This window comes from Streptomyces sp. NPDC127119 (genome assembly GCF_042677425.1).
In the GTDB taxonomy this organism is placed as follows: Bacteria; Actinomycetota; Actinomycetes; order Streptomycetales; family Streptomycetaceae; genus Streptomyces.
Genome location: NZ_JBHXTO010000049.1, coordinates 1 through 12,534 on the forward strand (window position 1 = coordinate 1; position 12,534 = coordinate 12,534).

Here is a 12,534-nt window from a genome sequence, read left to right on the forward strand (position 1 = left end):
GGGCTGCGCCCCCGCCTTTCTTCTTCCAGCCCGTCCGGCGTTTGAGGACGAGGCCGTTCAGGCCGATGCGGGGGTCCGGGGGCGCGGCCCCCGGGGGAAGGCCGCTCTCAGCCTTTGTCCAGGTACTGCTCTCTCTCCTCGTCCAGCAGCGCCTGGAGAGCCGTCCGCAGCCCGGGGAGACCGTCGAGGTCCGGATCCGCGGCGACCACCGCCGTCGCCTCCTCGCGGGCCTCGGCGATGATCTCCTCGTCGTCGATGACCGCGAGCATCCGCAGCGACGTACGGGCCCCGGACTGCGCCTGGCCCAAAACATCGCCCTCGCGCCGCTGTTCGAGGTCGATGCGGGAGAGTTCGAAGCCGTCGAGCGTGGACGCCACCGAGTTCAGCCGCTGGCGGGCCGGGCTCGCCTCCGGCATCTCGGTGACGAGCAGGCACAGGCCCGCGGCGGACCCACGGCCGACCCGGCCGCGCAACTGGTGGAGCTGGGAGACACCGAACCGGTCGGCGTCCATGATCACCATCGCGGTCGCGTTCGGCACGTTCACCCCGACCTCGATCACCGTCGTGGCGACGAGGACGTGGGTCTCCCCGGCGGCGAAGCGCCGCATCACGGCGTCCTTGTCGTCCGGAGGCATCCGGCCGTGCAGCACCTCGACCTTGAGTCCCTGGAGCGGGCCCCTGGCGAGCTGGTCGGCGACTTCGAGGACGGCGAGGGGTGGCCTCTTCTCGGCGTCGTCCTCGGGCGACGCCTTCTTCTTCGCCTTCTTCGGGTCGTCGTCCTCGTCGCCGATGCGGGGACAGACCACGTACGCCTGATGGCCGTTCGACACCTCCTCCCGCACGCGCTCCCACGCGCGCGAGAGGAAATGGGGCTTGTCCGCGGCCGGGACGACATGGCTGGCGATGGGCGAGCGTCCGGCGGGGAGCTGGTCGAGGACCGAGGTGTCCAGGTCGCCGAAGACGGTCATGGCGACCGTGCGCGGGATGGGCGTGGCGGTCATCACCAGCAGGTGCGGGGGCTGTTTGCCCTTGCCGCGCAGGGCGTCGCGCTGCTCCACGCCGAACCGGTGCTGTTCGTCCACGACGACCAGGCCCAGGTCGTGGAACTGCACCTTGTCCTCGATCAGCGCGTGCGTGCCGATGACGAGACCCGCCTCGCCGGTGACCAGGTCGAGGAGCGCCTTGCGGCGGCCGGCCGCGCCCATGGAGCCGGTGAGCAGCACCACCTTCGTGGAGTCCTCGGCCCCGCCGAGCATGCCGCCCTCGGCCAGTTCCCCCATCATCTCGGTGATCGACCGGTGGTGCTGCTGGGCGAGCACCTCGGTGGGGGCGAGCATCGCGGCCTGGCCGCCCGCGTCGACGACGGCGAGCATGGCGCGCAGGGCCACCATCGTCTTCCCGGAACCCACCTCCCCCTGGAGCAGCCGGTGCATCGGGTGTTCCGTGGCCAGGTCGTCGAAGATCTCCTTGGAGACCTTCTGCTGGCCTTCCGTGAGGGTGAAGGGGAGCTTCGCGTCGAAGGCGGTCAGCAGGCCGTCCTGCTTGGGTTTCCTCGCCACCGCGGGCAGTTGGGAGTCCGCGTGGCGGCGGCGGGCCAGGGCCACCTGGAGGACGAAGGCCTCGTCCCACTTCAGGCGGGCGCGGGCGTCCTCGATGTCCGCCTTGGTGTGCGGGCGGTGGATCTTCAGCAGGGCCTCGGGCAGGGAGACCAGGCCCCGGCCCTCCTGAAGCGGTCCGGGCAGCGGGTCGACGGCCTCCTGGGCGCTCGGCAGGACCGTCTGCACGGCCTTGGCGATCTTCCAGGACTCCAGTTTGGCGGTGGCGGGGTAGAGCGGGATCAGCGCTCCGGCCCAGGTGTCCACGGTCTCGTCCGCGTCCTCCCCGCGCAGCAGCTCGTACGCCGGATGGGCCAGCTGGAGGCGGCTGTTGAAGACGGAGACCTTGCCGGAGAACAGCGCGCGGGTGCCGGGCAGGAGGTCCTTGTGGGGCTTGTGCACGCCGTTGCCGAAGAAGACCAGCTTGAGCCGGCCGCTGCCGTCCGTGATGGTCACTTCGAGGCGCTGGCCCTTGCCGCGGGGTGCCTTGGCCGAGGCGAACGTGAGCAGGCGGGCGTCGGCGACCTGGGCGACCACCGTCACGTGCTCGTCCATGGGCAGGTCGGCGAGGTGCGTGAGCTGCCCGCGCTCCTCGTATCTGCGCGGGTAGTGGTGCAGCAGGTCGCCGACGGTGTGCAGGCCGAGATGCTCGGCCATCACCTTCGCGGTGGCGGGTCCGAGCACCTTCTTCAGTGGTTCTTCGAGCGCGGGCACGAGATCCATTGCACACCACCCCACTGACAATGCCGTATACGTACTGGAAATCCCCTGGTCAGACGGCTCGTTCCGGGCCTAGGATGTCGCGCTCCGGCACTGTTCGCGGTCGCCTCGTCACGGGACCGCCCGACCCCGCGCCGTCGCACGTCCCCCCACCGGCGCAGCGACGATGGACTTCCAGAGCTCACAGCCGTCTCAGGCATCCCAGTCACCTCATACGTTCCAGGTCGACCTGCGCGGCCTCGTGGACCTTCTCTCCCACCACCTCTACTCCAGTCCCAAGGTCTATCTGCGCGAACTGCTGCAGAACGCCGTGGACGCGATCACCGCCCGGCGGGCCGAGCAGCCGCACGCGCCCGCCCTGGTGCGGCTGTTCGCCGAGGACGGCACCCTGCGCGTGGAGGACTCCGGGATCGGCCTCACCGAGGAGGACGTGCACAGCCTCCTGGCGACCATCGGCCGCAGTTCCAAGCGGGCGGACGGCCTGGAGTCGGCCCGTTCCGAATTCCTCGGCCAGTTCGGCATCGGCCTGCTCGCCTGTTTCGTGGTCGCCGAGCGCATCCGGGTGGTCAGCCGCAGCGCGCGTACGCCCGACGCACCGCCCGTGGCGTGGACGGCCACGGACGACGGCTCGTACCGGGTCCGTACGCTGCCGCCCGAGGCCCGCGCCGAACCGGGCACCACCGTGTATCTGGAGGCCCGTCCGGGCGCCGCCGACTGGCTGGCCGGGGAGCGGGTGCTGTCGCTGGCCAGGGACTTCGGTTCACTGCTGCCGTACGACGTCCGGGTGGGCGACGAGGCCGTGACGGATCTGCCGGCGCCCTGGGACCGCTCGTACCCCGGTCCGGCCGCCCGGCGGGTCGCCCTGGCCCGGCACTGCCACGACCTGTTCGGGTTCACCCCGCTGGACTCGATCGAACTGAACGTGCCGCTGGCCGGGATCCGCGGGGTCGCGTACGTGCTGCCGTCCGCGGTCAGCCCCGCCCGGCGCGCCGGGCATCGCGTCCACCTGAAGGGCATGCTGCTCACCGAGCGCGCCGAACAGCTGCTGCCCGACTGGGCGTTCTTCGTGCGCTGCGTCCTGGACACGGACAGCCTGCGGCCCACCGCGTCACGGGAGGCGCTGTACGAGGACGAGACCCTGGCGGGCGTACGGGAGGCGCTGGGCGAGCGGATCCGGGCCTGGCTGACGGGGCTCGCGGCCGGCGATCCGGAACGGCTCGCCGCCTTCCTGTCCGTGCACCACCTGGGGGTGAAGTCGCTGGCACGGCACGACGGCGAGATGCTGCGCACGATGCTGCCGTGGCTGCCGTTCGAGACCACCGACGGACGGCTGTCCCTGGAGGAGTTCGCGCAGCGGCATCCGGTGGTGCACTTCACGCGGACCGTGGAGGAGTACCGGCAGGTCGCGCAGATCGCGTCCGCGCAGGGCGTCGGGGTCGTCAACGGCGGCTACACGTACGACACCGAACTGGTCGAGGCCCTGCCCTCCGTGCGCCCGGGAACGGTCGTCGCGGAGCTGGACGCCGACACGGTGACCGCCCACCTGGACGCGGTCGACCCGGCCGTCGAGCTGGCCCTGTCGGCCTTCCTGGGGGCCGCGCGGGCGAAACTCGCCCCCCTGGGATGCGATGTCGTCCTACGGGCCTTCCATCCGCTCTCCGTGCCGGCCCTGCACCTGGACGACCGGGCGGCCCGCCACGAGCAGGCCCGCGCGGACGCCGAGGAACAGGCCGACGACCTGTGGGCGGGCATCCTCGGCTCGCTGCGCGGCACCGCCCCACGCGCGCGGCTGGTGCTCAACCACCTCAACCCGCTGATCCGGCGGATCAGTTCGCTCGACGACCGGGAGCTGATCGGCACGGCCACGGAGTCGCTCTACGGACAGGCACTGCTGATGGCCCAGCGTCCGCTGCGGCCCGCGGACTCGGCGCTGCTGAACCGCGCGTTCATGGGCCTCCTGGAGTGGGCCACCCACCACGACCCCCCGGAGGAGGGCCACCGATGAGCGAGCCCATGGACAGGGACTTCGACGCGCTGCGCCGGGCGATGCAGGACAACTACGAGCAGCCGGAGGGCCCCGCCCGCAACGCGCGCGCGGAGCAGCTGCTCACCGAGGCCGAGAAGCTGAACATCCCGCTCGCCGTGGTCGAGGCGCTCGGCCACCAGCTGAAGGTCTACAACTACAGCTCCGAGAAGGACCGGATGTTCGTCCCCTTCGCGCGTCTGCTGCGCATGTGGGACGAACGGCCCGAGGACTTCGACGCGTACGAGATCCACTCCCTGCACTGGGTCTTCAAGTGGGTGTCCTCGGGGATGCTCGGCCAGCCGCACATACCGCTCGCCTCCATCGAGAAGTGGCTCGGCGAGATGGAGCACCGCTACCGGCTCGCCGGGCACTCCGAACGGGCCGTGCGCGCCGCCGAGTTCACCGTGGCCCGGGAGGTCGGGGACCTGGGGCGGGCGGAGCGCGCGTACACGGCGTGGCTCGCCGCGGACCGGGACCGGATGGCCGACTGCCACGCCTGCGAACTGCACGACCAGGGCGGCTGGCGGGCCGAGCGGGGCGCGGACGCCGAGGCCCTTGAGCTGTGGCGGCCGGTCCTGGAGGGCGAGTACACCTGCGCCCACGAACCGCACGCCGTCCTCGCGTCCTCGCTGCTGCCCCTGCTGCGCCTCGGCCGTACGGATGAGGCACGTGCCCACCACTTGCGCGGTTTCCGGCTGGTGCGCCCCATGGAGAGCATGCGCGGCGCGTACGCGGACCATGTGGAGTTCTGCGTGCTGAGCGGCAACGAGGCACGCGCCCTGGAACTGCTCGCGGAGCGGCCCTCCTACTTCACGGACAGCGGGGAGCCGCGCAGCCGCATGGACTTCCTGGCCGTGGTCGCCCTGCTGGCGGACCGCCTGACCTCTCTGGGGCTCGGCACCCGGACCGTGCCGGGTCCGGCGGGACGCACCTGGACGGCGGGCGAACTCGCCGCCCACGCGCGCGTGGAGGCCCTTTCCCTGGCCGGGCGCTTCGACGCGCGCAACGGCACGACGCGGGTGAGCGAGCGGATCCGCCGGCGCATGGACCGGCAACCGCTGGTGGAACGCCTGCCGCTGGGGGTGCGGGCGTCGGCGCGGACCGGCGTCGCCACCGCTCCCGTACGGTCGGCGCCCGCTCCCGGCGCCGACGCGGAGCCGGAGCTGCCCGCGCTGCTCGCCGAGGCCCGGCGGCTCTCCGCGTCACTGCATCCGGAGTCCGTCGCGGCATGGGCGGCGGTCGCCGAGGCCGTCGGAGCCGCTGAGGCCGTCGGGGACCAGGAGCTGACTCCTCGCGACCGGGCGGAGATGACCGACCACGAGGCGATGGGGCTCGGCCCGGAGGGCGTGGAACTGTTCGCCCACGCCGCCGAGTTGTACGAGGACGCGGGCGACCCGGGCGAGGCGCTGGCGGCACGCGCGCGTGGAGCGTACGCGCTGGCCCTGTCCGGCCGGAGCGAGGAGGCACTGGCCGCGGTCTCGGAACCGTACGAGCTGGTGCTCACGCTCTACGCGGAGGGTGCGACCGGGCTCCCGCAGGCCGCTTCCGTGCTGGTCGGGCGGGCCCGGATTCTGCTTCAGCGGGTGCACGAGGCGGCTGCGGCGAACGGGCTGAACGGTGGCCCGGGCGGCGGATCGAAGGCTTCGGCCGCCGCCAGGAGCGCCGCACGGGAGTTGCTGGCCCTCGCCGGGCCGGGCACCGGGGACGACCTCCTCGTCGCCTCACGGGCCGCGGAGGCGCAGGCGATGCTCGGGGAGCTCGCCGCGCTCTCCGGAGACGCGGAGAAGGCCGCGGAGCTGCTCACCCGGGCCTCGGAGGCGTTCGTCGCGGCCGGGGTGCCGTGGTTCGCGGTGGAGTACGAGGCCCGGCTGACCGGGCTCGCGCGCCAGCTGGGCGACGCCGAGGCGGCCGAGCGGGCGGCCAGGGCGGCGCTGGAGCACGGGGCGCCCTTCATGGAGGCGGTCGGGCAGGCCCAACTGCATCTCCAGCTGGCCGAGATACTCGGCGCCACGGGGCGGTTCGGGCCCGCGGCGGACCACGCCCTGGAGGCGTCGCACTGGGCCGACGAGGGCGGTGAGAGCGCCACGCTGGGCGCCTGGGCCCGGCATCAGCTGGGCGGCTTCCTGCTGCGCCGGGAGCGGTGGGCGGAGGCCGCGGAGATCCTGGAGTCGGCGCTGGCGGAACTGAGCGCGGACACGCACGGCGACGAGGCGATCGTGCAGACGCGGTGGTGGCTCGGCGACTGTCTCACCGAGCTGGGCGAGCACCGCGAGGCGGCCGAGCACTGGCTCCGGGCGGCCGACATCGCCCGGCGGTGGCCCGAGCAGCAGGACCACGCGACGCTCGCGCACCTCGCCGCGGAGGCGCTCGGGCACGCGGGGCTGCTTGCCGAGGCGGAGCTGGCCTACGAGCGCGCCGGTGATCTGTGGGCGACCCTCGGGAACGTCCACGGGCTGGTCCGGTCGCTGCGGGCCCGTGCATGGCTCGCTGTGCGCGGGCAGGACGGCGGGGGCTCCGGGGACTCCGAGGTGTCTGAAGGTGCGGGGGCCGATGGGGCGCGGGAGTTGATGGGGCGGGCGGTCCTGGCGTGCGAGGCGGGTATGGCCGCGTCCGTGTCCCTTTCCGGAGACGGGAACGGGGACAGTGACGGGGACGCTGCCCGTGCGTCGCTCGTCGCCGAACTCGCGCATACACATCGGCAGTTCGGGGATCTGGTCGCCCGGTCCGTGCCCGAGGACGCGGCGGACGACGCGATTCGTGCCGTGTTCGAGGAGGCGCTGGGGCATTTCACGTTGGCCGTGTCGGGGTTTCTCTCGCTCGGTGAGGACGCGGTCCATGACTGGACGGGGGCGTTGCTCGCGGCGGGGTGGATCGAGGCGGATCTTGAGCGGCCGGGCGAGGCTGTCGGGCGGGCCCGAGCGGTCCTCGACGCCTACGCCCACGCCGGCTCCGACTCCGACGAGGTCGTGGTGGCCCGGGTTGCTGAGGCGGAGCGGTTGTTGCGGGCTGCGGGAGGGGGCTGAGGGTCGGGTACCGGGTGCGGGTCCGCTGTGGCTGGTCGCGCAGTTCCCCGCGCCCCTGGGACGGGGCTTCGCCCCGGAGGGGTCGTGGGGTGGGTGCGGGCCCGGTGGGGGCCGCTCGCGCCGTTCCCCGCGCCCCTGAGAAGCAGGGGCTGCGTCCAGGTCTCGCCCCGTAAGGGGCGCGGGGAACTGCGCGGCCGACCCCCACCGGACCCGCACCCGACACAAGTCCGAGGTTCGGTGGGCGCGAGAGCGTCGAGGCCGCTCGCGCCGTTCCCCCCGTCCCTGAGAAGCGGGGGCTGCGTCCAGGTTTCGCCCTGAAGGGGCGCGGGGAACTGCGCGGCCGACCCCCACCGGACCCGCACCTGACAGGAGTCCGGGATGCGGGTGGTGCGGGAGCATCGTGGCCGGTCGCGCAGCTCCCCGCGCCTCTTGCGGGGTTCAGGGGGCGGCTACTCCACGCCGATCAGTAGCAGGGCTCCCTGGTGGCCGCCCCGGTACACCACCGTGTCCACCGCCAGGTAGGACTCGCGGACCCTTGCTTCCAGGTGGTCGGCGATCGTTGCGGGGGCCTCGTCGCCCAGGACCAGGGTGACCATTTCGCCGCCCGCCGAGAGCATGCGGTTGAGGACCGACTCGGCGGTGGCCGTGACGTCGGAGCCGATCACGGCCACGTCGCCGTCGATGAGGCCGAGGACGTCGCCGGCCTGGCAGATGCCGGCCATGGTCCAGGACTGGCGTTCCGCGACCTCCACCTCGGCGTACCGGGTCGCGCCCGCCGCCGAGGTCATCGCGACCACGTCCTCGTCGAAGCGCCGCTCGGGCTCGTGCACGGCGAGCGCGGCGATCCCCTGCACCGCGGAGCGTGTGGGGATCAGCGCGACCCGTACGCCCTCGGTGCGGGCCTGCTCCGCCGCCGCGGCGGCCGTGTGGCGCAGCTCGGCGTCGTTCGGCAGCAGGACGACCTCCAGCGCGTGGGCCCGCCGTACCGCGTCCACGAGTTCTCCGCTGGCCGGGGGCTCCCCGGGGCGCGCGAGGACGGTGGTGGCCCCGGCGTCGGCGTAGAGCCGCGCGAGGCCCTCCCCGGGGACGACGGCCACGACCGCGCGCTGTGCCCTCTCCCGGAGCGGCCGGACCGTCGAGCCCGTGGTGTGCGCGTCGGCGGGACCGAAGTGCGTGATCCGGATGCGGTACGGCCGGCCGGCCTCGACGCCCGCCTCCACGGCCGCGCCCGCGTCGTCGACGTGGACGTGCACGTTCCACAGTCCGTCCCCGCCGACCACGACGAGCGAGTCCCCGAGCCCGTCGAGCCGGTCCCGGAGGCGCGCGACGGCCGTGTCGTCCGCCTCCAGGAGGTAGATCACCTCGAAGGCCGGGCCGCTCTCGTCCTCGACGGGTGCGGTACCGGGACCGCCGTCGGCACACTCCCCCGTGTCGGCCTGCACGCGCGCGTGGGACGCGAGTACCGGGATCGCTTCCACGGCGGGGGCCGCTCCGGTGAACGTCTCCACCAGCGCCCCCAGCACGGCCACCAGTCCCCGTCCGCCCGCGTCGACCACTCCGGCCCGTTCCAGGACGGCGAGCTGTCCGGGGGTCGCCGCGAGCGCGGCCCGCGCGCCCTCGTACGCGGCCCGCGCGACCACCGCGCAGTCCCCCTCGGCGCCCGAGGCGGCGTCGGCGGCGGCCGTGGCGACCGTGAGGACCGTGCCCTCGACCGGGTGCGCGACGGCCTGTCTGGCCGCGTCGGCCGCGTGCCGCAGGGCGAGCCGCAGGCCCGGCCCGTCGGTCCGCTCGGTGCCCGTGTCCGCGGCGAGCACCTGGGCCATGCCCCGCAGGAGCTGCGCGAGGATCGTCCCCGAGTTGCCCCGGGCCCCGATGAGCGCGCCGTGCGCCATGGCCCGTACCGCGTCCGCGAGTGTGGGCGGCTCGATCAGCGGCCCATGGGAGACCGGCCGCCCGTCGGACACAGGCACGTCGGACACCGGTCCCTCGGACGACGGTCCCCCGGGTGCGGTGCCGACGACGGACATCGCCGCGTGCGCCGCGAAGACCGCCTCGACCGCCGCGGCGGCCGACTCGACGGTCAGATAGAGGTTGGTGCCGGTGTCCCCGTCGGCGACGGGATAGACATTGATCGCGTCGATCTCCTCGCGCGCACGGCCGAGGGCCTCCAGCGCGAGTCCGCTCCAGGCGCGTACCGCGGATGCGTCCAATGTCTGCGGCACCTGCGGCACCTGCGCCTCCTTGAGCAGCCGGTCTGAGCGGCCGGACCGAGCGGCCGAACGTCCGACGCAGCGTAGACCCAGGTGGGGTGCCGGCCGGAAGAGGGCCGGGAGAGACCCCGCACGGGACATGGTAGTTTCGTTGTACGGACGCAGTCGTTGTATGCTGCTCCGGTTGCCCGATCTCATCGGGCCTTCCCCCTGGCAGCGCCACTCAGATCCTACGATCCTGATCCCGGCATGCCGGGATCCACCGTAAGAGCATCTGAAGTCTTTGGAGTGACCCGTGGCTGCCAACTGCGACGTCTGTGGCAAGGGGCCGAGCTTCGGCAACAGCATCTCGCACTCGCACCGCCGTACGTCCCGTCGCTGGAACCCGAACATCCAGCGCGTCCGTACCGTGGTCAGCGGGACGCCGAAGCGCGTCAACGCTTGCACCTCGTGCATCAAGGCCGGCAAGGTCTCGCGCTGACATCTGCACAGCGCGCAGCCACTGCTGGTCCACCGCTCAAAGCCGGTCCCCCTCACGGAGGACCGGCTTTCTGCTGTTCACGGGCCGCTCGGCGATGTGGCGGGCGCCCCGGCTGCCCGGTCGCCCTCAGCGGCTCTCAGTCGCTCGCGGTCACCGAGGTGAACCGCCAGCCGTGATCGACCGGGCCGATCCCTGCCCCGAGCGCGAATCCGGCCGCGATCGCCCCGGTGACGTACTCCTTCGCCGCCACCACCGCGTCCGGCACCGACAGCCCCTTCGCCAGCTCCGAGGCGATCGCGCTCGCGAGCGTGCACCCCGTGCCGTGGGTGTGCCGGTTGTCGAACCGGGGCGCGCGCAGCCACAGCTCGTCGGAGCCGTCGGTGAGGAAGTCCACCGCGTCCCCGCTCAGATGGCCGCCCTTGATCAGCGCCCAGCCGGGCCCGTACGACAGCACGGCCTCCGCCGCCCGCCGTATCCCGTCCTCCGACTCGACCGTCACCCCTGTGAGCTGGGCCACCTCGTCGAGGTTCGGTGTCGCCACCGTGGCCACCGGAAGCAGCTTCGTGCGTACGGAGTCCAGGGCGGACGAGGCCAGCAGGGAGTCGCCGTGCTTGGAGACGCCGACCGGGTCGACGACGGCCGGCGCGTCGGTGCCGCCGATCAACTCGGCGACGGCCTCGACGAGTTCGGCGGAGGAGAGCATGCCGGTCTTGACCGCCTGGACGCCGATGTCGTCGACCACGCTGCGGTACTGGGCCCGCACCGCCTCCACCGGCAGTTCCCAGGCGCCCTGCACGCCGAGGGAGTTCTGCGCGGTGACGGCGGTGAGCACGCTCATGCCGTGCACGCCGAGCGCGAGCATGGTCTTCAGGTCGGCCTGGATCCCGGCCCCGCCACCGGAGTCGGAACCCGCGACCGTCAGCACACGCGGCGGGGTGCGGGGAGCGGCACTCGGCGCGATGCGGGAAGGGGCACTCGGCGGGGTGCTCATGACTCGATGTCCCCGAAGTGGTCCCAGCCGCCCTTGCTGGTCCAGGGCGCCCCGTCGACCGTGACCTGGGGCAGCGCCGACGGGTTGAGGACCTCGCCGATCACCTTCCAGCGTGCGGGCAGTTTCACGTCCGCCGGGAAGGTCGCGACGATCGCGTGGTCCTCGCCGCCGGTGAGCACCCACTGGATCGGGTCGACGCCGACGGCCTGACCGATGTCGTTCATCTGCGTGGGGATGTCGACGGCACCGGAGCGGATGTCGATGCGGACCTTGCTGGCCTCGGCGATGTGCCCGAGGTCGGCGATCAGCCCGTCGCTGACGTCCGTCATGGAGGTCGCGCCGAGCCCGGCCGCCGCGGGGCCCGCGTGGTACGGCGGTTCCGGGCGCCGGTGGGCCTCGACGAAGGCGCGCGGCGAACGGAAACCGCGCGAGAGCACGGCGTGCCCGGCCGCGGACCAGCCCAGCCAGCCCGTCACGGCCACCACGTCACCGGGCCGGGCACCGGCCCGGGTCACCGGCTCGTGGTTGCGCAGATCGCCGAGCGCGGTGATCGCCACGGTGATCGTGTCGCCGCGTACGACGTCTCCGCCGACCACCGCCGCCCCCGCGACCTGGCACTCGTCGCGCAGGCCGTCCATCAGCTCGGAGGGCCAGGTGGCGGGCAGTTCGGCCGGGACGACCAGGCCGAGCAGCAGTGCGGTCGGCACCGCGCCCATGGCGGCGATGTCCGCGAGGTTCTGCGCAGCGGCCTTGCGCCCGACGTCGTACGCCGTGGACCAGTCGCGCCGGAAGTGGCGCCCCTCCAGGAGGATGTCGGTGCTCGCCACGACCCTGCGGTCGGGGGCGGCCACCACGGCCGCGTCGTCACCCGGCCCGACGCGTACCGCCGGGGTGGTGGTGAGCCGGGAGGTGAGCTCCTTGATGAGCCCGAACTCCCCCAACTCGCCCACGGTTCCCTTCACCGAGTCTCACCTGTTCCCTTCGTGCCCATGAGGCGAGTAGCCCTGTCTGCTTCTGTTCCTGCGTGACTGCGTCTGCTCTGTATGCGCTCGTTCGCGTCCAGCGTGCGTCCGGTCGCGGGCCGTCCCGTACCTCGGTACCGTCGGAACAACCGTCAACCTGTGCCGTCCGTGCACCCTGGCGCGTAAGCCCCCGCCCCCGCGGGTCTCCCCGTGGCGTGCGGCGACGCGATACCGTGGCGTTCCTTTTCCCCACATGATCCTCGTGGCCGCCCTGGAGGTTCCGTGGTACAGGCGTACATCCTGATCCAGACGGAGGTCGGCAAAGCGTCGACCGTCGCCGAGACGATCAGCAAGATTCCGGGGGTGATCCAGGCCGAGGACGTGACCGGGCCGTACGACGTGATCGTGCGGGCCCAGGCCGACACCGTGGACGAGCTCGGCCGCATGGTGGTCGCCAGAGTCCAGCAAGTGGACGGCATCACCCGCACCCTGACCTGCCCGGTCGTGCACCTGTAGCCCCCGTCTA

The 12,534-nt window shown here is 73.0% G+C and carries 8 protein-coding genes; 4 read left to right on the forward strand and 4 right to left on the reverse strand.

Annotation, left to right across the window (positions count from 1 at the left end):
- Positions 1-107: 107 nt before the first annotated feature.
- The gene (recG, locus tag ACFVH5_RS21565) at positions 108-2,318 is read right to left on the reverse strand and encodes an ATP-dependent DNA helicase RecG (protein ID WP_384811569.1); all 2,211 of its coding nucleotides are present in this window, start codon (positions 2,316-2,318) and stop codon (positions 108-110) included.
- 163 nt (positions 2,319-2,481) lie between these two features.
- Between recG and ACFVH5_RS21570 the strand changes: the two genes are divergently transcribed.
- Together ACFVH5_RS21570 and ACFVH5_RS21575 are read left to right on the forward strand one after the other, a co-directional pair.
- The gene (locus ACFVH5_RS21570) at positions 2,482-4,320 is read left to right on the forward strand and encodes an HSP90 family protein (protein ID WP_385835239.1); all 1,839 of its coding nucleotides are present in this window, start codon (positions 2,482-2,484) and stop codon (positions 4,318-4,320) included.
- Entirely contained in the window at positions 4,317-7,364 is a 3,048-nt protein-coding gene (locus tag ACFVH5_RS21575; protein ID WP_385835240.1) for a tetratricopeptide repeat protein, read from the forward strand. The genes ACFVH5_RS21570 and ACFVH5_RS21575 overlap by 4 nt, the downstream gene beginning before the upstream one ends.
- Before the next feature lie 449 nt (positions 7,365-7,813).
- On the opposite strand, the gene ACFVH5_RS21580 is transcribed toward ACFVH5_RS21575, so the two are convergent.
- Entirely contained in the window at positions 7,814-9,595 is a 1,782-nt protein-coding gene (locus ACFVH5_RS21580; RefSeq protein WP_385835241.1) for a DAK2 domain-containing protein, read from the reverse strand.
- Positions 9,596-9,869: 274 nt separating this feature from the next.
- Between ACFVH5_RS21580 and rpmB the strand changes: the two genes are divergently transcribed.
- Complete coding sequence (gene rpmB / locus ACFVH5_RS21585; RefSeq protein WP_107021922.1) at positions 9,870-10,055, forward strand: 50S ribosomal protein L28; 186 nt, start codon at positions 9,870-9,872, stop codon at positions 10,053-10,055.
- 136 nt (positions 10,056-10,191) lie between these two features.
- Here the strand turns inward: rpmB and thiD are convergent, their stop codons facing one another.
- Positions 10,192-11,046, reverse strand: a complete 855-nt coding sequence (gene thiD, locus ACFVH5_RS21590; protein ID WP_385835242.1) for a bifunctional hydroxymethylpyrimidine kinase/phosphomethylpyrimidine kinase — start codon at positions 11,044-11,046, stop codon at positions 10,192-10,194.
- On the reverse strand, positions 11,043-12,008 hold the full coding sequence (locus tag ACFVH5_RS21595) for a thiamine-phosphate kinase (protein WP_190850100.1): 966 nt from the start codon (positions 12,006-12,008) through the stop codon (positions 11,043-11,045). Before ACFVH5_RS21595 ends, thiD begins: the two co-directional genes overlap by 4 nt.
- 282 nt (positions 12,009-12,290) lie before the next feature.
- Here ACFVH5_RS21595 and ACFVH5_RS21600 point away from each other — a divergent pair, with 282 nt between their 5' ends.
- Positions 12,291-12,524, forward strand: coding sequence for an Lrp/AsnC family transcriptional regulator (locus ACFVH5_RS21600; protein WP_210889534.1), 234 nt, complete (start codon positions 12,291-12,293; stop codon positions 12,522-12,524).
- The last annotated feature ends 10 nt before the right edge of the window (positions 12,525-12,534 follow it).

Bases quoted from the DNA above. Each gene is read 5' to 3' on its own strand.
- recG (WP_384811569.1), bottom strand. From the start codon at position 2,318: ATGGATCTCGTGCCCGCGCTCGAAGAACCACTGAAGAAGGTGCTCGGA.
- ACFVH5_RS21570 (WP_385835239.1), top strand. From the start codon at position 2,482: ATGGACTTCCAGAGCTCACAGCCGTCTCAGGCATCCCAGTCACCTCAT.
- ACFVH5_RS21575 (WP_385835240.1), top strand. From the start codon at position 4,317: ATGAGCGAGCCCATGGACAGGGACTTCGACGCGCTGCGCCGGGCGATG.
- thiD (WP_385835242.1), bottom strand. From the start codon at position 11,046: ATGAGCACCCCGCCGAGTGCCCCTTCCCGCATCGCGCCGAGTGCCGCT.